Origin of the sequence: Streptomyces sp. NPDC001848 (assembly GCF_042891915.1) — a bacterium.
In the GTDB taxonomy this organism is placed as follows: domain Bacteria; phylum Actinomycetota; class Actinomycetes; order Streptomycetales; family Streptomycetaceae; genus Streptomyces.
This window is the reverse complement of sequence record NZ_JBIATP010000015.1, coordinates 68401-92021: the sequence shown is the minus strand read 5'-3', so window position 1 is coordinate 92021 and position 23621 is coordinate 68401. Positions and strand designations below refer to the sequence as shown.

Here is a 23621-nt window from a genome sequence, read left to right as displayed (position 1 = left end):
TCACCTCACGATGGTCGCGACGGGCAGCTTCTCGATCCGGATCGCCGACGCCTTGAACTCCGCCGTGCCCGCGATCGGGCAGTTCGCCTCGATCGTCAGCCGGTTGGTGTCCACCTCGTCGGGGAAGTGCATCGTCATGAAGGCGAGCCCGGGCCTGAGACCGGTGTCGATCCACACCGGTGCCACCACGGACCCGCGCCGCGAGGTCACCCGCACCTCCTCGCCGACGACGACCCCATAGCGCTCGGCGTCCTCCGGGCACAGCTCGACGTACTCGCCGCGCCGCAGCGGGGAGGCGTAAGCGCCGCTCTGCACACCGGTGTTGTACGAGTCGAGCCGCCGCCCGGTGGTCAGCCGGATCGGGTACTCCTCGTCGGTGAGGTCGACCGGCGGGTCGTGCCGGACGATCCCGAACGGCGCGGGCCTGCCTCGTCTTTTCGGGTCGGTCCGCCACAACCGGCCGTGCAGGTAGGTCGGTTCCAGCCGGTCCGTGCTCGGGCACGGCCACTGGATGCCCTGGTGCTCCTCCAGGCGGGTGTACGTCATCCCGTAGTGGTCCGGCGACACCGAGCGCAGCTCGTTCCACACGGCCTCCGCGTCGGCGTACTTCCACTCGTGGCCGAGGCGTGCCGCCAGGTCGCAGAGGATGTCGATGTCCTCGCGCGCCTCACCGGGCGGGGTGACCGCACGCCGTACCCGCTGCACCCGCCGCTCGCTGTTGGTCGTCGTGCCCTCGGTCTCCGCCCAGCCGGCCGTCGCGGGCAGCACCACGTCCGCCAGCTCTGCCGTCCTCGTCAGGAAGATGTCCTGCACGACGAGGAAGTCCAGTTGCTTCAGCCGCCGTACGGCCTGCTCGCTGTCGGCCTCCGACTGCGCCGGGTTCTCCCCGATGCAGTACACCGCCCGTAGCGTGCCCTCCTCCATCGCCTCGAACATCTCCGTCAGATTGAGCCCGTGGTGCGGCTGGATGACGGTGTGCCAGGCGGACTCGAACCGGTGGCGTGCCTCGGGGTCGAGGATGTCCTGGAAGCCGGGCAGACGGTTCGGGATCGCCCCCATGTCGCCGCCGCCCTGCACGTTGTTCTGGCCGCGCAGGGGTTGCAGCCCGGAGCCGTAGCGGCCCACGTGGCCGGTGAGCAGGGCCAGGTTGATCAGGGCGCGGACGTTGTCGGTGCCGTTGTGGTGCTCGGTGATGCCGAGGGTCCAGCACAGCTGGGCGCGCTCGGCACGGGCGTAGGCGTGGGCCAGCTCGCGGATGGCGCGGGCCGGTACGCCCGTCACCTTCTCGGCGAGCGACGGCGTCCACGGCTCGACCAGCGCCCTGTACTCCTCGAAGCCGGTGGTGGCCCGCTCGACGAACGCCTCGTTGACCAGGCCCGCGTGGATGATCTCGCGCCCGATCGCGTGCGCCATCGGGATGTCCGTGCCGACGTCGATGCCGAGCCAGCTCTCCGCCCACTCGGCGGTGGACGTGCGGCGCGGGTCGACGGCATACATCCGGGCGCCGTTCCTGATGCCCTTCAGGACGTGCTGGAAGAAGATCGGGTGCGCGAAGCGGGCGTTGGACCCCCACATCACGATGACGTCGGTGTGCTCGACCTCCTCGTACGACGACGTCCCGCCGCCCGAGCCGAACGCCGCCGACAGGCCCGCGACGCTCGGGGCGTGGCAGGTGCGGTTGCAGGAGTCGACGTTGTTGGTGCCCATCACCACCCGGGCGAACTTCTGCGCCACGTAGTTCATCTCGTTGGTCGCGCGGGCGCAGGAGAACATGCCGAACGCGCCGCGGTTGCGCCCGAGGCCCCGCGCGGTGCGCTCCAGTGCCTCCTCCCACGTCGCCCGGCGGAAGGGCTCGTCGCGGGAGTCGCGGACGAGCGGGTGGGTGAGCCGGGTGTACGTCTTCGGTTCGCGTTTCCTCATGCGGCGCTCCTCAGCGCGAGCAGGTCCGAGATGGCGTGCACGGTCCGCAGGGTGGGCACCTCGACCCCGGTGATCTCCGCCAGCTCCACGACGGCGGCGAGGAGTACGTCGAGTTCGAGCGGTCTGCCGCGCTCCAGGTCCTGGAGCGTGGAGGTGCGGTGGTCGCCGACCCGCTCGGCGCCCGCGAGGCGCCGTTCGATGGACACGCCGACCGTGCAGCCGAGGGCCTCGGCGACCGCCAGCGTCTCGCGCATCATGGTCTCGATGACCCTGCGGGTGCCACCGTGCAGGCACATCTGCCGCATGGTGGCGCGGGCCAGCGCGCTGATCGGGTTGAAGGAGATGTTGCCGAGCAACTTGACCCAGATGTCGCCGCGCAGGTCCGGTTCGACGGGGCACTTCAGGCCGCCGGCCTTCATGGCCTCGCTGAACGCCGTGCAGCGCGTGGAGATGCTGCGGTCGGGCTCGCCGACAGAGAACCGGGTGCCCTCCAAGTGCCGTACGACGCCCGGCCCTTCGAGCTCGGTCGCCGCGTAGACCACACAACCGAGGGCCCGCTCCGGCGCGAGCACCGCACTGACCGCGCCGTCGGGGTCCACGCTCTCGAGGCGGCGGGCGTCGTAGGGGCCGCCGTGGCGGTGGAAGTACCACCAGGGGATTCCGTTCTGGGCCGCGACGACGGCCGTGGTGTCGTGCAGAAGCGGCTCGATCAGCGGCCCGCACGCCGCGTACGAGTGGGCCTTCAGGCCCAGGAACACATAGTCGACCGGGCCGACCTCGGCCGGGTCGTCGGTGGCGTGGGCGTGCGCGGTGAAGTCGCCGCGCGGACTGCGCACCCGCACTCCGTGCCGCCTCATGGCCGCCAGATGCGGTCCACGGGCGATGAGGTGCACATCGGCGCCCGCACGGTGCAGCGCGGCGCCGACGTAGGCGCCGATCGCACCGGCGCCGAGGACTGCGACTTTCACAGGAACACTCCGTTCGGTCGAGGGAGTACCGCGGAGGTGGCAGGAACTGCGGAGGTGGCAGGAACTGCCGAAGAGAGACGATGACACCAGGTGTCGACGAAATATTGTCTACAGTATGGAAGTTGGGGTGGCAAGGGTTCGTGCAGCACCGAAAACCGGTCGGCACGACCGTTCGGCGCACACCGGATACCGCTCACCGCATACGGTCGACGTGCGGGGTTCTCAACTCCCGTTCCCCTTCGTACTGTTCGGGATCATGAGCCCTCCCGTCGCACCCCCGGGGTGGAGTCGCTGGCTGGTGCCGCCGGCCGCTCTCTCCGTCCACCTGTCCATCGGCCAGGCCTACGCCTGGAGCGTGTTCAAGCCGCCGCTCGAATCCGCGCTCCACCTGAGCGGCACCCAGAGCGCGCTGCCCTTCCAGCTCGCCATCGTGATGCTCGGGCTGTCGGCCGCATTCGGCGGCACGCTCGTCGAGCGCAACGGCCCGCGCTGGGCCATGACCGTCGCCCTGGTGTGCTTCTCGACCGGCTTCCTGATCTCCGCGCTGGGCGCGCAGACCCGGCAGTACTGGCTGATCGTCCTCGGCTACGGGTTCGTCGGCGGCATCGGCCTCGGCATCGGCTACATCTCACCCGTCTCCACCCTGATCAAGTGGTTCCCGGACCGGCCCGGCACGGCCACCGGCATCGCCATCATGGGCTTCGGCGGCGGCGCGCTCATCGCCTCGCCGTGGTCGGCCCAGATGCTCCAATCCTTCGGCTCCGACCATTCCGGGATCGCGCTCGCCTTCCTCGTGCACGGGCTGTCGTACGCCGTCTTCATGTCGCTCGGGGTGCTGCTGGTGCGGGTGCCGCGCAGCGAGAAGCCGGTGGACGACGGGCCGAGCGCCCTGGAAGGAGTGCAGGTCTCCGCCCGGAGCGCCGTGCGCACCCCGCAGTTCTGGTGCCTGTGGATCGTGCTCTGCATGAACGTGACCGCCGGTATCGGCATCCTCGAGAAGGCCGCCCCGATGATCACCGACTTCTTCGCGGACACCTCCACCCCCGTGTCGGCCTCCGCCGCGGCCGGCTTCGTCGCCCTGCTGTCGGCGGCCAACATGGCGGGCCGGATCGGGTGGTCGTCGGCCTCCGACCTGATCGGGCGCAAGAACGTCTACCGCGTCTACCTGGGCGTCGGCGCGCTCATGTACCTGCTCATCGCGTTGTTCGGCGACTCCTCCAAGCCTTTGTTCATCCTCTGCGCGCTGGTGATCCTCTCCTTCTACGGCGGCGGCTTCGCCACCGTTCCCGCCTATCTGAAGGACCTGTTCGGCGCGTACCAGGTCGGCGCGATCCACGGTCGGCTGCTCACCGCCTGGTCGACCGCCGGAGTCCTCGGACCGCTGATCGTCAACTGGATCGCCGACCACCAGAAGGAAGCCGGGAAGCACGGGTCGTCCCTCTACGGCGTGTCCTTCATGATCATGATCGGGCTGCTCGCCATCGGGTTCGTCGCCAACGAGCTGGTCCGGCCCGTCCACTCCCGTCACCACGTCCCCGTACCGAAGGAGGCCGCCGATGGCCGCCGAGAGCAGCCCGCCTGAGCGGCGTCCCCTGATCGTTCTCGCCTGGCTGTGGGTGGGGGCGCCGCTGGGCTACGGCCTGTACGAGCTCGTCCTGAAGGCCAAGCAGCTCTTCACCGGGTGACAGTGCCCGGTCCGGGACATGTTCGGGCGTCCGAAGAACTGCGGGAAGCCGACAAGCCGGGCGCCCCATTCCTGTCGTTTCACCTGCCGTCCTACCCGTGAGTCACTGATCAGACTGGTGGATCCCGACACCCACGGCAACGAGGGGAACCACCCATGAACGGCTCACGCATCACCGCCGTCGGCCACTACCAGCCCGCCAAGGTGCTCACCAACGAGGACCTGGCGGGCATGGTCGACACCAGCGACGAGTGGATCAGGACCCGGGTGGGCATCCGCACGCGCCACATCGCCGGGGTCGACGAGCCCGTCGACGAGCTGGCCGCGCACGCCGCCGCCAAGGCGCTCGCGGCGGCCGGCCTGGCGCCCGGTGACATCGACCTCGTCCTCGTCGCCACCTGCACCGCCACCGACCGCTCCCCGAACACGGCGGCCCGCGTCGCGGCCCGGCTCGGCATGCCGCAGCCCGCCGCGATGGACGTCAACGTCGTCTGCGCCGGCTTCACCCACGCGCTCGCCACCGCCGACCACGCCGTGCGCGCGGGCGCGGCGGGCAGGGCACTTGTCATCGGCGCCGAGAAGATGTCCGACGTCACGGACTGGACGGACCGTACGACCTGCGTGCTGGTCGGGGACGGCGCGGGCGCCGCCGTCGTCGAGGCGTGCCCCGCCGGTGACGAGCCCGGCATCGGGCCCGTGCTGTGGGGATCGGTGCCCGAGATGGGGCGCGCGGTCCGGATCGAGGGCACACCCGCGCGGTTCGCGCAGGAGGGGCAGAGCGTGTACCGGTGGGCGACGACCCGGCTGCCGCCCATCGCGCGCCGGGTGTGCGAGCGGGCCGGGATCGCCCCCGAGGAGCTCGCCGCGGTCGTGCTCCACCAGGCCAACCTGCGCATCATCGAACCGCTCGCGGAGAAGCTGGGCGCCGTGAACGCGGTCGTCGCGCGCGATGTCACCGAGTCGGGGAACACGTCGGCGGCGAGCATCCCGCTGGCCCTGTCGAAGCTCGTGGAGTGCGGGGAGATCTCGAGCGGCGAACCCGTGCTGCTGTTCGGGTTCGGCGGGAACCTCTCCTACGCGGGACAGGTGGTTCGCTGTCCCTGAGCGATGCCAACTCCCCGCCGCCCCGGCCCTGGTGCGCCGTAGACTGTAGACGAAAGACAATTCATACTGGCTTTCCGGCTACCGCGCCGCAGCTGCCCTGGAGGGGGACCGCGATGTTGTCGACAGGACTGCCGCAGGGAGCGGTGCCCAGGCTGGAGCGGCCCGGCCCGTTGCGGGACCGTGTCTACGAGGCGTTGCTCGAACTCATCACCACGCGCGCCCTGCAGCCGGGCCAGCACCTGGTCGAGAGCGAGCTCGCCGGGCACCTCGGCGTCTCCCGGCAGCCGGTGCGCGAGGCGCTGCAGCGGCTGAACACCGAGGGCTGGGTCGATCTGCGGCCCGCCCAGGGGGCGTTCGTGCACGAGCCCACGGAGGAGGAGGCCGACCAGCTCCTCACGGTCCGTACGCTGCTGGAGGCGGAGGCCGCCCGGCTCGCCGCCGCGAACGCGGACGGCGCCGGTGTCGCGGTTCTGGAGGAGCTGTGCGCCGAGGGTGAGCGCGCGGTGGCGAACGACGACGTGGACGGGGCGGTCGCGCTCAACGCCCGCTTCCACGCGAAGGTGATGGAGCTGGCGGGCAACGCGGTGCTCGCCGAGCTGGCCGGGCAGGTCGATCGCCGGGTGCGCTGGTACTACACGCCGGTCGCCCGGCAGCGCGGCCGTCAGTCGTGGATCGAACACCGGGAGCTGATCGCGGCGATCGCGGCCCGTGACGAACAGCGCGCCACCCACCTCATGCGCGAACACACCGAGCACACACGGCGGTCGTACCACGCCCGGTCGGCGTCCTGAGCACTGGCCGGCCCGGCCGACTCCATCTTTGTCCTGTGAATGGAGAAAGTGGGGGGTCAACACTTGCCGAAACTTCTTCCCAGCCTCGGCAACCACTGCTACGTGCCCCTCGAAAGCCCGGCAACTGGTGGCCGAATTGAGGCGGGGAGGAGGGCGTGAGACGGATGACGGCACGACCGGCGAACGCGCACCAGGCCCGCCTGCTCAAGCTGCTGCGCGACGGCGGTCCGCACTCCCGGGCGCAGCTGGGTGACCAGGTCGACCTGTCCCGGTCCAAGCTGGCCGTGGAGGTCGACCGGCTCCTGGAGACGGGACTGGTCGTCACCGATGGTCTCGCCGCCTCCCGGGGCGGCCGCCGCTCGCACAACATCCGCCTCGCTCCGAACCTCCGCTTCCTGGGCGTCGACATCGGCGCGACCTCGGTCGACGTCGCCGTCACCAACGCCGAGCTGGACGTGCTCGGCCATCTCAACCAGCCCATGGACGTGCGCGAGGGCCCCGTCGCGGTGTTCGAGCAAGTCCTGGCGATGGCGGGCAAGTTGAAGAGCTCCGGCCTCGCGGAGGGCTTCGACGGGGCCGGCATCGGCGTCCCCGGACCGGTCCGCTTCCCCGAGGGTGTCCCCGTGGCGCCCCCGATCATGCCCGGCTGGGACGGCTTCCCGGTGCGGGAGGCCCTCAGCCAGGAACTCGGCTGCCCGGTCATGGTCGACAACGACGTGAACCTGATGGCGATGGGGGAGCAGCACGCGGGCGTCGCCCGCACCGTGGGCGACTTCCTCTGCGTCAAGATCGGCACGGGAATCGGCTGCGGCATCGTCGTCGGCGGCGAGGTCCACCGCGGCACGACGGGCAGCGCCGGCGACATCGGGCACATCCAGGCCGTGCCCGACGGACGCCCGTGCGCCTGCGGCAACCGGGGCTGCCTGGAGGCCCACTTCAGTGGCGCGGCACTGGCCCGCGACGCGCTGGAGGCCGCCCACCAGGGACTCTCGGCCGAACTCGCCACCCGCCTGGAGACCAACGGCACCCTCACCGCCGCCGACGTCGCCGCCGCTGCCGCCGCGGGCGACGCCACCTCCCTCGACCTCATCCGGGAGGGCGGCACCCGCACCGGCCAGGTCATCGCCGGCCTGGTCAGCTTCTTCAACCCCGGCCTGGTGGTGATCGGCGGCGGGGTGACCGGCCTCGGCCACACCCTGCTCGCCGCCATCCGCACCCAGGTCTACCGCCAGTCGCTACCGCTCGCGACCGGAAACCTGCCCATCGTCCTCGGCGAGTTGGGCCAGAACGCCGGCGTGATCGGCGCGGCCCGCCTCATCAGCGACCACCTGTTCTCACCCGCGTAAAGACACCCGCGGTACCGAACTTCATCAGCACAGCGCCCTGCTCTGCCGTGCCCGTAGACCGCCTGCCCAGCGCGGGCGCACAGTCGGGAGGCCCTTCCCGCCGAGCGGGGAGGGCCCCCTCACATCAGCGGTGCCGTCAGCCCGCCGTCTGCGACCCCGGCTCCGGTGCACCCTTGCCGCTGCGACCGGGCTGCCGCAGCAGCAGCGCCAGTGCCGCCGCGACCATGGAGACGCCGCCCGCCAGCGCGTAGGCGCCGTTGTAGCCCCAGGCACCCACCACCATGGAGCCCAGGCCGCCGCCGAACAGACCGCTGACCAGCTTGCCGCTGTAGACGAGCCCGTAGTTGGTGGCGTTGTAGTTCTCGCCGAAGTAGTCCGGCGTCAGGGCGGCGAACATGGGGTAGAAGGCGCCGCCGCCGAAACCGGAGAGGAAGGCGAAGAACAGGAACAGCCACTCGTTCTTCATGTCACCGGCCCAGATGACGCCGAACTGGGCGAGCCCGAGGACCACGATGACGAACACGAGCGACGTCTTGCGGCCCCACACGTCGGACAGCCAGCCCACCACCGCGCGGCCGACGCCGTTGATGACGGCCATGACGCCCATCGAGGAGGCCGCGACCAGCGGTCCGAAGCCGATCTCCTTGGCGAAGTCGACCTGGAAGGAGATCCCGAAGATGGAGACGCCGGCGGTCATCACGACGGTCAGCCACATCAGCGGCAGCATGCCCGTCCCGATGGCCTCCTTGGGCGTGTACTGGCGCACCGCCGGAGGGTTCTTGGCGAGGCTCGCCGCGCTCTTGGCGTTCCCGCAGTACGACAGCGGGTCGACGTCGGCCGGCCACCAGTTCTTCGGCGGGTCCCGGAAGAACCAGGCGCAGCAGGCGACCACGACCAGCACGTAGACGCCGATGAGGTCGAGCACCTCGTCGTAGTTACCGGTGTCGAAGGCGTAGTTGAAGATGAAGATGAACGGCAGCGAGCCGTAGGCGAAGCCGCCGTTGACGAAACCGGTCTTCGCGCCGCGCCGCTCCGGGAACCACTTGCCGACCATGTTGATGCAGGTGGCGTAGATCAGCCCGGAGCCGACACCGCCCACGACACCGAAGCCGAGGACGGCCGCCGGCACGTTGTCCAGATGGGACAGCGCCAGGAAGCCGAGCAGGCACAGCGCCGCGCCGGTGAACATGGCCCTGCGGGCGGTGAGGATGCCCCGTTCGCGCAACCACCCGGCCGGGAAGGCGATGCCCGCCTGGAAGAGGACCCAGACGCTGAGGATCCAGAAGGTGTTGCTCTGCGTCCAGCCGTGGGCCGTGGAAAGGGTGTCCTCCGCCGAGCCGTACGCGTACTCGGAGACGCTGATGGCCATCATGGAGATCCACGGGAGGTACACCATGAGCTTGCGTGAATGACCGAGTATGTCGCGGTCCGTCTCGCCGATGCGGTAGACGCGGCCGTGCGCGTCCGTCACCTCCCGGTAGGGACGGTTCGCGATGCCGGATCCGGCCGACGAGTTGTCGGTCGCCATGGGGTCTGCCGTCATGTCACGCCATCTCCTCGCCGAGCGGGTGCGGGTTGGGGACGATGCGCCGGACACTGCGCCTGCCCGGTGCCTTCAGGAAGCGGGCCGGTATCGCGGTGGCGGTGACCGGTGTGTCGCGGCGCCCGCAGCGGTGTGCGCGGAAGGGCACCTTGAGGGCGATCCCGAAGAACCGCCGGGTCGTTCGAGAGTCCTGCCGCTCCGGAAGGCCGGCGTCCGACTCGCCGATCCGGTACGCGCGGCCGTTGGTGTCCGCCACATCCCTGCAGGTGACGGACGTCGAGTGATCGATGGATGTCATGTCGTGCACCTCTTGCGTCGAAAGTTCTGGCCAGCGCCCCCTGTCCCATGCCTTTCGTGCGCGCACGGGTCCCGGGGCGGCCGACGCGCACCGTCGCCCGCCCCGTCGTTCACTCACCTCATGAACCGCCCCCCAACATCCCGGCCGCGCGCGCCCACCGATACTTCGCGCCGAGCACGGCCACCGGCTTCTCGGTCGTGTACGGGTATGCCACGACCCCGCGCTCGAACAGGTACTGGCCGGCCTCCTCGACCTCGACGTCACCGGCGAGCGACGCCACCACCGGCTTCTCGATGCCGCGGTCCCGGAATTCGGCCACCACGCGCGCGGTGAGCTCGGCGAACACCAGGGGTGGGGTCACGATGGTGTGCCAGTAGCCCAGCACGAGTGCGTGGATCCGCGGGTCCTCGAGGCCGAGCCGGATCGTCGCCTCGTACGTCGACGGTGGCTCGCCCCCCGTGATGTCGACCGGGTTGCCCGCGGCCCCGAAGGGCGGGATGAACTTCCTGAAGGCCGCGTCCAGGTCGGGCGGGATCTCCATGAGGGACAGCCCGTTGTCGGTGACCGCGTCGGACAGCAGCACGCCACTGCCGCCGGCCCCGGTGATGATGACGACGTTGTCCCCCTTGGGGGTGGGCAGCACCGGCAACGCGCGCGCGTACTCCAGCATGTCGTTCAGCCCGGGAGCCCTGATCACACCGGCCTGCCGCAGGATGTCGTCGTACACGGCGTCGTCGCCCGCAAGAGCACCGGTGTGCGAGCCGGCGGCCCTGGCGCCCGCCGCGGTACGCCCCGCCTTCAGGACCACGACCGGCTTCCTCGGGACGGTCGCCCGCGCCGCCTCCACGAAGGCGCGCCCGTCCTTGAGGTCCTCCAGGTGCATCGCGATGCACTCGGTGTGCGGGTCCTCACCGAACCACGTCAGCAGGTCGTCCTCGTCGAGGTCCGACTTGTTGCCGAGGCCCACGATCGCCGACACGCCGGTCTTCGTGGTGCGGGCGAAGCCCAGGATGGCCATCCCGATGCCACCGGACTGCGAGGTCAGCGCCACCCCGCCCTTGACGTCGTACGGTGTGCAGAACGTGGCGCACAGGTCCTGCCACGTCGAGTAGTAGCCGTAGATGTTCGGTCCGAGCAGCCGGATGCCGTACCGCTCGGCGATCGCCACGATCTCGGCCTGGAGGGCGTGCTCGCCGGTCTCCGCGAACCCGGAGGGGATCAGGACGGCGTTGGGGATCCTCTTGCGTCCCACCTCCTCCAGGGCCGCGGCCACGAACTTGGCGGGGATGGCGAAGACGGCCACATCCACCTCACCGGGAACGTCCGTGACACTCTTGTACGCCTTGCGGCCCAGAACGTCATCGGCCTTGGGGTTCACCGGGTGGATCTCTCCGGAGAAGCCGCCGTCGATGAGGTTGCGCATCACCGAATTGCCGATCTTGCCGTGCTCGTTGGAGGCACCGATCACGGCGACGGAAGACGGCTGCATCAACCGGCGCATGGAGGTGAGAATCTCCTCGCGGGTGTAGCGCCTGCGCTCCTTCGGGGGCGCGTCCGAGAGGATCACGCGGATGTCCGCCGCGACCGCGCCGTCCGGGGTGGCGATCACCGGGTTGAGGTCCACCTCCGCGATCTCCGGGAAGTCCGTGACGAGTTGCGACACCCGGCGGATCTGCTCGGCGACGGCCCACCGGTCCACACCCGCCCGACCGCGCACCCCGCGCAGGATCTCCGCCGAGCGGATCGAGTCCAGCATGGACAGCGCCTCGTCGGCGTCCACGGGCGCGAGCCGGAACGTGACGTCCTTGAGGACCTCGACGAGCACCCCACCGAGCCCGAAGGCGACGACCTTCCCGAACGTGGGATCGGTGACCGCCCCGACGATCACCTCCTGCCCCTGGGGAAGCAGTTCCTGCACCTGTACACCCTCGATACGGGCGTCCGGGGCGTACGCGCGCGCGTTCCCGACGATCCTGTGGAACGCGGCCCGGACGTCCGCCGCGCCCTCCACGCCGACGACCACGCCGCCGGCGTCGGTCTTGTGCAGGATGTCCGGTGAGACGATCTTCATCACGACGGGCCCGCCGAAGCGCGCCGCGCACGCCACCGCCTCGTCGACGTCCCTCGCCAGCTCCTCGCCCGGTACGGCGATCCCGTAGGCGTCGGCGATCACCTTGCCCTCGGGCGCGGTGAGCGCGGTCCGGCCCTGAGCCCGAACGGAGTCGAGGAGCGACCGCACCCTCAGCACCCGGTCTTCGGCCATCACGTCAGATCACTCCGTCCGACTTCAGCAGGCGCAGCTCCTCGTCCCCGAGGCCCAGCTCGCCGATGTAAACCTCTTCGTTGTGTTCGCCGAGCAGCGGTGAAGTGCGCACCTCGACGGGGGAGTCGGACAGCTTCAACGGGCTGCCGACGGTCACGAACTCGCCGCGCTGCGGGTGCGGTACGCGCACCACCATCTCGTTGGCGGCCAGTGACTCGTCCTCGATGATCTCCTTGGTCGAAAGGATCGGCCCGCAGGGGATGTTGTGGGCGTTGAGCCGCTCCAGCACCTCCCACTTGGGCAGCGTCGAGGACCACTCCTCGATCAGCTGGAACATCTTGTTCAGCTTCGGCAGCCGTGCCTCCGGAGTCGCCCACTCGGGGTCGTCCGCGAGTTCGGGCCGCCCGATGAGCTCGCTGATCGGCTTCCAGCCGACGGGCTGCACGATGACGTACACGTAGTCGTTCGGGCCGCCCGGCGCGCACTTGACCGCCCAGCCGGGCTGTCCGCCGCCGGAGGCGTTCCCCGAACGGGGAACCTCGTCGCCGAAGTCCTCGTTGGGATATTCAGCGAGCGGCCCGTGTGCCAGGCGTTGCTGGTCGCGCAGCTTCACCCGGCACAGGTTGAGTACAGCGTGCTGCATGGCCACGTTGACCCGCTGCCCACGCCCGGTTTTCTCCCGCTGGAACAGCGCCGCGAGAATCCCCGCCACGGCGTGCACACCCGTGCCCGAGTCCCCGATCTGGGCGCCGGTCGCGAGCGGCGGCCCGTCCTCGAAGCCGGTGGTCGCCATCGACCCGCCCATGGCCTGCGCGACGACCTCGTACGCCTTGAAGTTGGTGTACGGGCCCTCGCCGAACCCCTTGATGGAGGCATGGACGATCCGTGGATTGATCTCCTTGATGCGGTCCCAGCTGAAGCCCATCCGGTCGACCGCGCCCGGTCCGAAGTTCTCGACCATGACGTCCGAGCGCCGGATCAGTTCGGTGAGGATCTCCTTGCCGCGTTCGGTCTTGGTGTTGAGGGTGATGCTCCGCTTGTTGCAGTTGAGCATCGTGAAGTACAGGGAGTCGACGTCCGGTAGGTCACGCAGCTGCTTCCGCGTGATGTCACCGGTCGGCGCCTCCAGCTTGATGACGTCGGCTCCCAGCCAGGCGAGCAACTGGGTCGCGGAGGGACCGGACTGGACGTGCGTCATGTCCAGGACGCGGATGCCGTCAAGTGCCTTGGTGGTCACCTGGCTCACCTCACTTGTACATGGTCTGGTTCATGGTTCCGGGGGCGTACGCGTCCGGGTCGACCCAGACGTTGATCAGCGAGGGCTTCCCGGACTCGCGGGCGCGCCGCAGCGCCGGCCCGATGTCTGCGGGGTCGCGGACCTCCTCGCCGTAACCGCCGAGCATCTGCGCGAACTTGTCGTAGTGGACATCGCCGAGCGTGTTGCCGACCCGCTCGCGCTCCTTGCCGTACTTGGCGGCCTGGCCGTAACGGATCTGGTTCATGGAGGAGTTGTTGCCGACGATGCCGACGAAGGGGAGGTCGTAGCGGACCAGCGTCTCGAAGTCCCAGCCGGTCAACGAGAAGGCGCCGTCGCCGAAGAGCGCGACGACCTCCTTGTCGGGCCGTGCCTGCTTGGCCGCGAGCACGAAGGGGATGCCGACGCCGAGGGTGCCCAGCGGGCCCGGGTCCATCCAGTGCCCGGGGGCCTTGGGCTGGACGACCTGCCCGGAGAAGGTGACGATGTCGCCGCCGTCGCCGATGTAGATCGAGTCCTCGGTGAGGAAGTCGTTGATCTCGCTGACCAGACGGTAGGGGTGGATCGGCGAGGCGTCCGACTTCAGCTGCGGCAGCCGTTTCTCGATCGCGGTCTGCTCGGCGGTGCGCAGCTCGTCGAGCCACGCCTTGCGCTGGGCGGCGCCGCCGTTCCGGTATCCGTTGAGAGCGTGTCCGGAGGACGCCTCGGTGACCGCCTTCAGGACGAGGCCCGCGTCGCCGACGATGCCGAGGTCGATGTCGCGGTTCTTGCCGACGGTGCGGTAGTCGAGGTCGATCTGGACGACGGTCGCCTCGGGGGAGAGCCGCTTGCCGTAACCCATGCGGAAGTCGAAGGGCGTGCCGACGATCACGATGACGTCGGCGTTCGAGAAGGCGTAGCGGCGGGAGAGCTGGAAGTGGTGCGGGTCGCCGGGCGGGAGGGTGCCGCGGCCGGCGCCGTTCATGTACGCGGGAATGTTCAGGGTGCGCACCAACTCGACGGCCGCCTCGGTGCCGCGGGTCGTCCACACCTGGCTGCCCAGCAGGATGGCCGGCTTCTCGGCGTGCACGAGCAGGCCGGCGAGCCTTTCGACGGCCTCCGGGTCGCCGGCCGAGCGGGTGGAGGCACGGTAGTGGCCTGCCTGCGGGACCCGCGCCTTGCCGAGTGGCACCTTGGCGTCGAGGACGTCGCGGGGAATCTCCAGGAAGGAGGGTCCGGGCGCACCGTGGTAGCACTCGCGGAACGCCATCGACACCATGTCCGCCGCGCGCGCCGTGTCCGGGACGGTCGCCGCGAACTTGGTGATGGGCGCCATCATGTCGACGTGCGGCAGGTCCTGCAGGGACCCCATCTTGTGCTGGCTGAGCGCACCCTGACCGCCGATCAGCAACATCGGTGACTCCGCGCGGAAGGCGTTGGCGACACCGGTGACGGCGTCGGTCGTACCAGGACCCGCCGTGACGACCGCGCAGCCGGGCTTACCGGTGATGCGTGCGTAGCCGTCTGCGGCGTGGGCGGCGACCTGCTCGTGGCGTACGTCGACGACTTCTATGCCCTCGTCGACGCAGCCGTCGTAGATGTCGATGATGTGGCCGCCGCACAGGGTGTAGATGCGGTCGACGCCCTCTGCCTTCAGCGCCTTGGCAACGAGATGACCACCGGAGATGACGTCCTGGGTGTCGTCGGGCATGGCGAAGTCCTGTCCCTTCGTAGGGGGTTGGAACGGCTCGCGGTACATTGCATACAGTCGACGAATACTGTATGAAGCTTGTTATCCCGCATCCGGTGGGTGGTGTCCAGGGGGCGTGCGGCACTTTTCGGGGGTCTGGGGGACGCCTCCAGACGACTCAACAGACAGGAGCCGGGATGGACCTGTACGAACACCAGGCACGGCAACTCTTCGAGGAACACGGCATCGTGGTGCCGAGGGCCGAGGTCACGGACTCGCCCAAGGAGGCCCGCGAGATCGCCCGCCGGCTGGGCGGCCGGGCCGTCGTCAAGGCACAGGTGAAGACGGGCGGGCGCGGCAAGGCGGGCGGGGTCAGGCTCGCCACTGATCCGGCCGAGGCGGAACTGACGGCACGCCGGATCCTGGGCATGGACATCAAGGGCCACACGGTGGGCACCGTGATGGTGGCCGAACCCGTGGACATCGACGCGGAGTTCTACGTCTCCTACGTCCTCGACCGCGCGGCCGGCCGCTTCCTCGCCATCGCCTCCGCGGAGGGCGGCATGGACATCGAGGAGGTCGCCGCGACCAGGCCGGAGGCGGTGGCACGGGTGCCCGTCGACCCGGCCAAGGGTGTCACCTCCGCGAAGGCGGCCCAGATCGCCCGTGCCGCCGCGCTGCCGCAACAGGCCGTCGACGTCCTCGTACGGCTCTGGCGGGTACTCGTCCGCGAGGACGCCCTCCTCGTCGAGGTCAACCCCCTCGTGCGCACCCGGCAGGGCCGGATCGTCGCGCTCGACGGCAAGGTCACCCTCGACGACAACGCCCGCTTCCGTCAGGAGCGTTGGGGACCCGAGGCCGCCGAGCAGGACGACCCCCTGGAGGCCGTCGCCGCGGCGCGCGGTCTCAACTACGTCAGGCTGGACGGCGAGGTCGGCGTCATCGGCAACGGCGCGGGCCTCGTCATGGCGACGCTCGACGTGGTCGCGGCCTGCGGCGCCCGCCCCGCCGACTTCCTGGACATCGGCGGTGGAGCCTCCGCCCGGGTCATGGCCGACGGACTGTCCGTCATCCTGTCCGACCCGGCCGTGAAGTCGGTCCTCGTCAACGTCTTCGGCGGGATCACCGCCTGCGACGCGGTCGCCGAGGGCATCGTGCAGGCCCTGGACACCATCGAGCTGACCAGGCCGCTGGTCGTGCGCCTCGACGGCAACAACGCGGCCCGGGGCCGCGCGATCCTCGACGAGCGCGCGCATCCCCTGGTGCAGCAGGCCACCACCATGGACGGCGCCGCCCGCCGTGCCGCCCAACTCGCCCGAACCGCCTGAGGGGACGCGACATGGCGATCTACCTGACCAAGGACAGCAAGGTCCTCGTCCAGGGCATGACCGGCGCCGAGGGCATGAAGCACACCCGCCGCATGCTCGCGGCCGGTACGAACGTCGTCGGCGGCGTCAACCCGCGCAAGGCGGGCCGCAGCGTCGACTTCGACATTGCGCAGAGCCCTGACGGCCCGGTGGGTGCCCCCGGCGCCGTCCCCGTCTTCGGCTCCGTTCGCGAAGGCATGGACGCGACCGGGGCCGACGTCACCGTCGTCTTCGTACCGCCCGCCTTCGCCAAGGCGGCCGTCCTGGAGGCAACGGACGCCGGCATCGGCCTCGCCGTGGTCATCACCGAGGGCATCCCGGTCCACGACTCCGTCGCCTTCACCTCGTACGCCAAGTCCAGGCGCACCAGGATCATCGGCCCCAACTGCCCCGGGCTGATCACCCCCGGGCAGTCCAACGCCGGCATCATCCCCGCCGACATCACCAGGCCCGGCCGGATCGGCCTGGTCTCCAAGTCCGGCACGCTCACCTACCAGCTCATGTACGAGCTGCGGGACGTCGGCTTCTCCACATGCGTCGGCATCGGCGGCGACCCCGTCGCCGGCACCAGTCACATCGACTGCCTCGCCGCCTTCGAGGCCGACCCGGACACCGAGCTGATCGTCTTGATCGGTGAGATCGGCGGCGACGCGGAGGAGCGGGCCGCCGCGTACATCCGCGACCACGTCACCAAGCCCGTGATCGGCTACGTCGCCGGCTTCACCGCGCCCGAGGGCAGGACCATGGGGCACGCCGGCGCCATCGTCTCCGGCTCGTCGGGCACCGCCCGGGCGAAGCGGGACGCGCTGGAGGCGGCCGGGGTGAGGGTGGGCGGCACACCGGCCGAAACGGCACGACTGGCCCTCGGCGCACTGGCAGACCGGGCCTGACCTCACCCATAGTGGACGAGAGGTGACCGTCGCGATACGCGCCGCCACCGGCTCCCCCGAACGACGCAGGACGCACGACGCACGATGCACGACGTCCCCGCACGACAGTGCGAGCCGTGTGCGGGACGAGCCCAGTTCCTCTCGCCCGTGCAACGAGAGCGGAGCTCATTCATGGCACCCACCCTCACCCTCAAATCCGGCACGTCCTGGTCCGACGCCTGGCGGCGCGCTCTCTCCGTCGCCCCCGAGGCGTTCCGCGACGACCGTGTCCTCAACCTCTGGAACTCCACCTGGCAGCCGGACGGCCGGGCCCTGCCCGCCACCAGCCCCGTCGACGGCACACCCATCGCGGGCCCGCCGCGCCTCGGCCGGGACACCGCCCGGCGCGCCGTGCGCGCCGCGCTGGACCAGCACTGTGCCTGGCGGCACGTACCCCTGCCCGAACGCCGGGCCCGGATCGCCGCCACCCTCGACGCCCTGACCGAACACCGCGAACTGCTCGCCCTCCTCCTCGTCTGGGAGATCGGCAAGCCGTGGCGGCTCGCCCAGGCCGATGTGGACCGGGCCATCGACGGCGTGCGCTGGTACGTCGACGGAATCGAAGAGATGATCGGCGACCGGGCTCCGCTGGACGGTCCGGTCTCGAACATCGCCAGCTGGAACTACCCGATGAGCGTCCTCGTCCACGCCATGCTGGTCCAGGCCCTGGCCGGCAACGCGGTCATCGCCAAGACCCCGACCGACGGCGGCGTCGCCTGTCTCACCCTGGCCTCGGCGCTCGCCGCACGCGAGGGGGTCCCCGTCACCCTCGTCAGCGGCAGCGGGGGCGAGCTGTCCGAGGCGTTGGTGCGGGCGCCGGAGATCGGCTGCGTCTCCTTCGTGGGCGGCCGGGACACGGGCGCCGCGGTGGCCACGGCCGTCGCCGACCTCGGCAAACGGCACATCCTGGAACAGGAGGGACTCAACACCTGGGGCATCTGGAACTACTCCGACTGGGACACGCTCACCGCGGTCGTCCCCAAGCTCTTCGACTACGGCAAGCAGCGCTGCACGGCATACCCGCGCTTCGTCGTCCAGCGCCACCTTTTCGACGCCTTCCTTGCGGCCTACCTGCCGGCGGTCCGCACACTCCGGGTCGGCCACCCGCTGGCGGTCGAGCACCCGGACGACCCCCACCCCGATCTGGACTTCGGCCCGTTGATCAACGCCGCCAAGGCCAAGGAGCTGACCGACCAGGTCACCGAGGCGATCGACCGCGGCGCGATCCCGCTGCACCGCGGCAAGGCCGCCGACGCCCGCTTCCTCCCCGGCCAGGACACCTCGGCCTACGTCCACCCGGTCACGCTCCTCAACCCGCCCCCGTCCTCCCCGCTCCACCACGCGGAACCGTTCGGCCCGGTCGACACGATCGTCCTGGTCGACACGGAGGCGGAACTGCTGGCGGCCATGAACGCCTCCAACGGCGCCCTGGTCGCCACGCTGTCCACCGACGACCGGGCGACCTTCGACCGGCTGGCCCCCCAGATCCGCGCCTTCAAGACCGGCCACGGCAAGCCCCGCTCCCGTGGCGACCGCGACGAGCTGTTCGGCGGCTTCGGCGCGTCCTGGCGCGGCGCCTTCGTCGGCGGCGAACTCCTGGTCCGCGCGGTGACCCAGGGCCCGGCGGGGGAGCGGCTGCCCGGCAACTTCCCCGAGTACCAGCTCATGCCGTGAGGGGCGCACGGGTGGTGTCCACGCACGCGGGCGCCACCCGGCGACGACCTCGCCTGCCGGCCCACGGCGCCACCCCGCGGGTGGGGCCGCGCGATCCCCTCCACAGGGGCACCGGCGCGAGCCCGTACGCCTTGCACTCGACCATCGCCGGGTTCTCCCCGGCGATCCCGCCGATCGACGGCCTGGAGGACCGCGGCCTGGCCGATCTGCGACGCTCGCGGCGGGGGCGACGGCGGCGGGGAGTGACGGCCGCTGCCGCGGGGAAACGCAGGTGAAAGGCACTCCGAAACCTTGGTATTGTTGTCCCTGTCGCCGCGGGGGAGAGCCCCGGTAAGGCGACGGACACCTCGTCCGGGTGGCGGAATGGCAGACGCGCTAGCTTGAGGTGCTAGTGCCCTTTATCGGGCGTGGGGGTTCAAGTCCCCCCTCGGACACAACCACTGACGATACGGCGACGAGGGCCTCGACCTAACGGTCGCGGTCCTCGTTGCATGTTCGTAGCTGATTGTGATGCCCAAGGCTTCGTAGAGCGGGCCTTTCTTGTCGGCGCTGGCTGTGTGGATGCGCTGTGCGATACCTCCGAGACTCTCAGTGATCTGCCGGATCTGTTGTGCGTTGAGCGGGGCCTCCTTCTTCCGGGTGACGGCAGGGAGCGCGTCGAGCTTCTGTTGCGCCGCTTCCTTGTCTCGCTGCGCGTCGTTGATCCACTGGGTCACGACGGCAGGGTCGGCTCCGGCTTCGAGGGCTGCTTGGTAGCGGGCGAGTCGTCGCTCGCAGTCCTTGATCGTCTGGCGTGCTTGAGCTTGCTCGGGTGTGTGAGTCTCTGCGGTGCTTGCGGCGGCGCTTGCGAGGGCGAGCGCCTCGATGGTGGCGGTGAGCCGGTCGGGGGCGAAGGCCCGGGCGATCCACGGGTCCAGGGCGTGGCAGACGATGTCTTCACGCAGGTTGATGGTGCGCGGGTGGGTGAGGTCGGGGTAGAGGGCGGCTTCCTGGTCTTTGAATTCGCAGCGGTAGTAGACGTGGTTGCGGATGGTGGCGGGCTGCATCTTGCGCCCGCACAGGCTGCACCGGATCCGTCCGCGCAGGGCGTAGGGGCGTGCGCCTTGCTTTCCGGCGCGTTCCTGCCGTCCCTGGTTGCGGGCACGCTGTCTGCGGAGGGTTTGGACGGTATCGAACCGGCTGCGGCTGATGATCGCTTCGTGGGCGGGTTCGTTGGAGCGGATCCACTCCTCGGCGGGGTTGTGGGTCATGCGGGTGGTGTGGCCGAGGGTGACGTCATCGACGTCGAGGAGGCGTTCTTCCTTGCGTTGCTTGTTCCAGACCTCGTAGCCGGTGTAGCGGGGGTTGATCAGGATGGCGCGCACGGCGCCCTGCTGCCATGCGGTCTTCGTGCGGTGCGGATTGCGGGTGGCGTCGTGGGCGGAGGGGCAGGGGATACCTTCGCGTGTGAGCTGTGCGGCGATACCGCTGTCGCTCATGCCGTCGACATACATGGTGAAGATCCGCTGCACGATGGGTGCGGCGACGGGGTCGGGCTCGAGTTTGTGGATGCGCTGGCCGACGGCGGCTTTCGAGGGGTTGGGGTGGGCTCCGGCGTCGGCGATCCGGTAGCCGTAAGGCGGTCGCCCGCCGAGGTAGCGGCCCTGGAGCTGGACCTGGGAGCTCATGGCGGTGCGCACCCGGATCTTGATGCGGTTGCGTTCTCCCTTGCTCATGCCACCGAAGACGGACATGACCAGGTCGTGGGCTTCGTTGTCCGGGTCGATCGGGCCGCCGACCTCCGGAACCCACAGGGGGATGCGGAAGTGGACGAAGACGGGGAAGGTGTTGCCGAACTGGTTGCCGTAGAAAGTGCGTTGTGGTTCTCCGATCACGACGGCGTCGAATCCGCGGTTGGGGTCGCGGAGGGCTTGGAGGAGTTCGTTGGCGCGGGGGCGGCGTTGCCAGGGCAGGGAGCGGCTGTGCCCGATGTCGAAGTATTCGGTGACGATCTGGCCGCCGGCGGGTTCGATCAGGGCTCGGGCGCGGGTGAGCTGCCAGTTTCTGGAGGCTTCGGGGTCTTGAAGGTCCTCGGTGGAGCAGCGTCCGGCGAAGGCGAAACGGATCACGTGCGGTCAGCCCCCAGTGGGTGTGGCATGGAGCGTGTTGCGGGTGTTATGTGGCGGTCTGTCGTACCTCGATTGGGCGAGAAGAGCCAGCGAGGCCTGCCCTTGCTAGGTGTCTCCGGCCTCGGGGCGTGCCTGGTTAGGAGAGGCGATCATGGTGCGAAGGAGCTGCAGGAGGGCGGCAGCGACGGGCCCGGTCACCTCGGGTGGTTCCTGGGGGAGGTCCACGTGGTTCCCAGTGGGGCTGTCCGTGCTCGAGTGCCGCTCGGGTGGGTGCGAGGGGCATGCCCCGTCGGGCGCCGGGGCCGGAGAACTCGTTGGTGATGGCACATCCCCTATAGAGACGTCGCACGGCTGATTTGTCGTCCTGCGTCGACCGGGGACCTTGTGGAGCAGGCTCGGTGGCTGAAACCCGCGCGGATAGGGCGATGCGCACATAGAGGGCTAGGGTGAGACCACATAGCCCAGGACGGAGACGTGGTTGAGTTCCGCTTCAACGTTTAGTTGACGCTATAGCATCGGCGTAGCGATCTGGCAAATGCGCAGGTCAGACGGGGTCGTTCCTGTTCGGGGTCGGCCCCGTCGCTGTATCCGCTGCTGGATCCGTGCTGGATTTCCTGACGTGTCGTCACCTGTCGTCATCCCTGGTTATCCGCACCCTTGCTGGATCGGTGCTGGATGTAGCTGACGGGGCGTCAGTTGGGTAGATGTGTCTCGGCTGCGGATTCCGTTACCGAGGGCGCGGTATGGGCCGTGGCCGGTGATGTCGGAGCCGGGTGGGTGTGCGGTCGTGTCGTTGCCTATAGGCAGCGGATGGGGGCCGCGACAGAGGCGTCGCTACCGCTTGCCGACAGCTGGGGAAGTGAAGGCGCCGCGCTCACGATAATGCGACGCGATCACGCGCAGCAGGCGCGCCCAGGCGCGGCAGGTGATCTCAATCAGCAGAGAGTCGCCAGGCAGTAGACGTAAATACGTGTACATTGTCAACAGCTCTTCTGATTGATGAAAACACGGGATCCGTGTACGGTGACCTGCATGGCAGACCATCCCGCCCCGCCAGTCGGTGGACCGCTTGTCGCCGGCTCTGAGATCGCCCGGCTCGCTGGCGTTACGCGTGCCGCGGTCTCCAACTGGAGGCGGCGGTACGAGGACTTTCCCGCACCGGCAGGCGGCGGTGCGAACAGTCCGCTGTTCGACCTGGCCGCGGTGCAGGCGTGGCTGGACAAGCAGCGCAAGGGCCAGGGTGTCTCGGAGGAGGTGCAGCTGTGGCAGGCTCTGCGAGCGGCTTACGGCGACGAGATGGTCGGCGGGCTCGCCGATGTCGCCCAGCTGTTCGCCGGTGTTGAGGGCGACGTCCCGGAAGCTCTGCCGGCAGATGCCGTTCGACTGGCGCGGCAGCTTGGAGGCAGTGGATCACCCGGTGACGTGGTGAGCGCGCTTACGGAGCGCTTCACCGAATCAGTGCGCCGGGCCGGGTCCGATCAGGTCACCTCACCGCGCATCGTCCATGCGGTGCGGCACTTCGCAGGCGAGGTGCCCGCTGATGCGACCCTCTTCGATCCTGCGTGCGGTATCGGAACGCTCCTGTTGGCTGTCGGACCCGAGCTCGGGCCGACACGGTGCGGTCAGGAGGCCGACGCCCGAAGTGCTCGATTCGCGCAGCTGCGAGCCGATCTCACGGGGCGCACCGGCGTCGACATCCTCGCCGGAGATTCCCTGCGCGGCGACCACTGGCCGGACCTCAAGGCCGATCTGGTCGTCTGTGATCCGCCCGTCGGTGCCACCGACTGGGGACGTGAGGACCTGCTCCTCGACCCCCGGTGGGAGTTCGGCACGCCCTCGCGTGCCGAAGGCGAATTGGCCTGGCTGCAACACGCCTACGCGCACACTGCGCCGGGCGGGCGCGTCCTCATGGTCATGCCCGCCTCGGTCGCCTACCGAAAGGCCGGCCGCCGTATCCGGGCAGAGCTCGTGCGGCGCGGTATCCTCACGCACATCATCGCCCTTCCACCCGGGAGCGCTGCCTCGCACGCGCTCCCCGTGCACCTCTGGCTTCTGCGCCGCCCGCAGTGCCCGGATGACAATGTCGCCAGGGTGCGCATGGTCGACCTTACGGCGAACCATCCGGACGGCCCGCTGGAGCCAGGGCCCGACCAGACAGCGGACGTACCCTTGATCGAACTCCTCGACGACACCGTGGATCTCACTCCCGGCCGTCATGTCGAGGAGTCCCACCGCGATTACGCCACCGAGTACCGGTCTCTGCAGCGGGAGTTGGCCGAGCAGGTGCGGCTGCTGGCCGACCTGCTGCCGACCTTGATGGCGGGCGTCGGCCCCAGCGCCTTGGAGGGGCCATCCGTCAGCGTCGCCGACCTCGCGCGTGCCGGGCTGGTCGAGTACGGCGATCCGGAGCCGGTCTCAGTGAGCGATCAGCTCGACACCGACTATCTCCAGGGTTTTCTGCGCAGCGCGGCGAACACCAGGCGGTCCACGAGCGCCAGCGGCACCTACCGGCTCGACGGCAAGGGCGCCCGCATCCCGCAGATGGACATCGCCGAACAGCGTCGGTACGGGGCAGCGTTCCGCGCACTGCAGGAGTTCGAGGAGCGGGCGCGGAAGGTGGCCGAACTCAGCAAGCAGGCTGCGGCGCTGGCACGGGACGGGCTGGGCAACGGGGCGCTGGCCCCAGGAGACTGACGGGCCCA

17 protein-coding genes and 1 tRNA gene are annotated in these 23621 nt (G+C 69.8%); 10 read left to right on the top strand and 8 right to left on the bottom strand.

Annotated features, from left to right (window positions below):
- Together ACFYZJ_RS28595 and ACFYZJ_RS28590 are read right to left on the bottom strand one after the other, a co-directional pair.
- Positions 1-1920, bottom strand: a complete 1920-nt coding sequence (locus ACFYZJ_RS28595; protein WP_388572620.1) for a molybdopterin oxidoreductase family protein — start codon at positions 1918-1920, stop codon at positions 1-3.
- Positions 1917-2888, bottom strand: coding sequence for a 2-dehydropantoate 2-reductase (locus tag ACFYZJ_RS28590; RefSeq protein ID WP_388572618.1), 972 nt, complete (start codon positions 2886-2888; stop codon positions 1917-1919). Before ACFYZJ_RS28590 ends, ACFYZJ_RS28595 begins: the two co-directional genes overlap by 4 nt.
- A gap of 256 nt (positions 2889-3144) precedes the next feature.
- On the opposite strand from ACFYZJ_RS28590, the gene ACFYZJ_RS28585 reads away from it, so the two are divergent.
- The 5 genes from ACFYZJ_RS28585 to ACFYZJ_RS28565 all read left to right on the top strand — a co-directional run bounded on the left by ACFYZJ_RS28585 (position 3145) and on the right by ACFYZJ_RS28565 (position 7813).
- Positions 3145-4470 (top strand): OFA family MFS transporter, encoded by a 1326-nt coding sequence (locus tag ACFYZJ_RS28585; protein ID WP_388572616.1) that lies wholly within the window; start codon positions 3145-3147, stop codon positions 4468-4470.
- The gene (locus ACFYZJ_RS28580) at positions 4445-4573 is read left to right on the top strand and encodes a hypothetical protein (protein ID WP_388572614.1); all 129 of its coding nucleotides are present in this window, start codon (positions 4445-4447) and stop codon (positions 4571-4573) included. The genes ACFYZJ_RS28585 and ACFYZJ_RS28580 overlap by 26 nt, the downstream gene beginning before the upstream one ends.
- A 155-nt stretch (positions 4574-4728) precedes the next feature.
- Positions 4729-5676, top strand: a complete 948-nt coding sequence (locus ACFYZJ_RS28575; RefSeq protein WP_388572612.1) for a beta-ketoacyl-ACP synthase III — start codon at positions 4729-4731, stop codon at positions 5674-5676.
- A gap of 113 nt (positions 5677-5789) precedes the next feature.
- Positions 5790-6467: a GntR family transcriptional regulator gene (locus tag ACFYZJ_RS28570; protein ID WP_388572610.1), complete on the top strand. Its 678-nt coding sequence runs from the start codon at positions 5790-5792 to the stop codon at positions 6465-6467.
- A 164-nt stretch (positions 6468-6631) separates the two neighbouring features.
- Positions 6632-7813 carry an ROK family protein gene (locus tag ACFYZJ_RS28565; RefSeq protein WP_388572608.1) on the top strand — a complete coding sequence of 394 codons (1182 nt, stop codon included), beginning with the start codon at positions 6632-6634 and terminating at the stop codon, positions 7811-7813.
- Positions 7814-7949: 136 nt separating this feature from the next.
- Here ACFYZJ_RS28565 and ACFYZJ_RS28560 read toward each other — a convergent pair whose 3' ends face one another.
- The 5 genes from ACFYZJ_RS28560 to ACFYZJ_RS28540 form a co-directional block, all read right to left on the bottom strand.
- Positions 7950-9356, bottom strand: coding sequence for an OFA family MFS transporter (locus ACFYZJ_RS28560; RefSeq protein ID WP_388572606.1), 1407 nt, complete (start codon positions 9354-9356; stop codon positions 7950-7952).
- A gap of 1 nt (position 9357) precedes the next feature.
- Positions 9358-9654 carry a hypothetical protein gene (locus ACFYZJ_RS28555; protein ID WP_388572605.1) on the bottom strand — a complete coding sequence of 99 codons (297 nt, stop codon included), beginning with the start codon at positions 9652-9654 and terminating at the stop codon, positions 9358-9360.
- A gap of 118 nt (positions 9655-9772) precedes the next feature.
- On the bottom strand, positions 9773-11917 hold the full coding sequence (locus tag ACFYZJ_RS28550) for an acetate--CoA ligase family protein (RefSeq protein WP_388572855.1): 2145 nt from the start codon (positions 11915-11917) through the stop codon (positions 9773-9775).
- A gap of 4 nt (positions 11918-11921) precedes the next feature.
- On the bottom strand, positions 11922-13154 hold the full coding sequence (gene frc, locus ACFYZJ_RS28545; protein ID WP_388572603.1) for a formyl-CoA transferase: 1233 nt from the start codon (positions 13152-13154) through the stop codon (positions 11922-11924).
- A gap of 10 nt (positions 13155-13164) precedes the next feature.
- Positions 13165-14862, bottom strand: a complete 1698-nt coding sequence (locus ACFYZJ_RS28540) for a thiamine pyrophosphate-binding protein (protein ID WP_388572601.1) — start codon at positions 14860-14862, stop codon at positions 13165-13167.
- Between the two features lie 176 nt (positions 14863-15038).
- On the opposite strand from ACFYZJ_RS28540, the gene sucC reads away from it, so the two are divergent.
- The 4 genes from sucC (at position 15039) to ACFYZJ_RS28520 (ending at position 19245) form a co-directional block, all read left to right on the top strand.
- Positions 15039-16169: an ADP-forming succinate--CoA ligase subunit beta gene (sucC, locus tag ACFYZJ_RS28535; protein WP_388572599.1), complete on the top strand. Its 1131-nt coding sequence runs from the start codon at positions 15039-15041 to the stop codon at positions 16167-16169.
- 11 nt (positions 16170-16180) lie between these two features.
- Complete coding sequence (gene sucD, locus ACFYZJ_RS28530; RefSeq protein WP_388572597.1) at positions 16181-17098, top strand: succinate--CoA ligase subunit alpha; 918 nt, start codon at positions 16181-16183, stop codon at positions 17096-17098.
- A gap of 171 nt (positions 17099-17269) precedes the next feature.
- Positions 17270-18811, top strand: coding sequence for an aldehyde dehydrogenase family protein (locus tag ACFYZJ_RS28525; RefSeq protein WP_388572595.1), 1542 nt, complete (start codon positions 17270-17272; stop codon positions 18809-18811).
- A 349-nt stretch (positions 18812-19160) separates the two neighbouring features.
- Positions 19161-19245: transfer RNA gene (locus ACFYZJ_RS28520), tRNA-Leu, on the top strand.
- Here ACFYZJ_RS28520 and ACFYZJ_RS28515 read toward each other — a convergent pair.
- Positions 19210-20919, bottom strand: a complete 1710-nt coding sequence (locus tag ACFYZJ_RS28515) for a recombinase family protein (RefSeq protein ID WP_388572593.1) — start codon at positions 20917-20919, stop codon at positions 19210-19212. The two genes, ACFYZJ_RS28520 and ACFYZJ_RS28515, sit on opposite strands and share 36 nt — an antisense overlap.
- 1032 nt (positions 20920-21951) lie before the next feature.
- On the opposite strand from ACFYZJ_RS28515, the gene ACFYZJ_RS28510 reads away from it, so the two are divergent.
- On the top strand, positions 21952-23613 hold the full coding sequence (locus ACFYZJ_RS28510) for an N-6 DNA methylase (RefSeq protein ID WP_388572591.1): 1662 nt from the start codon (positions 21952-21954) through the stop codon (positions 23611-23613).
- Positions 23614-23621: the final 8 nt, after the last annotated feature.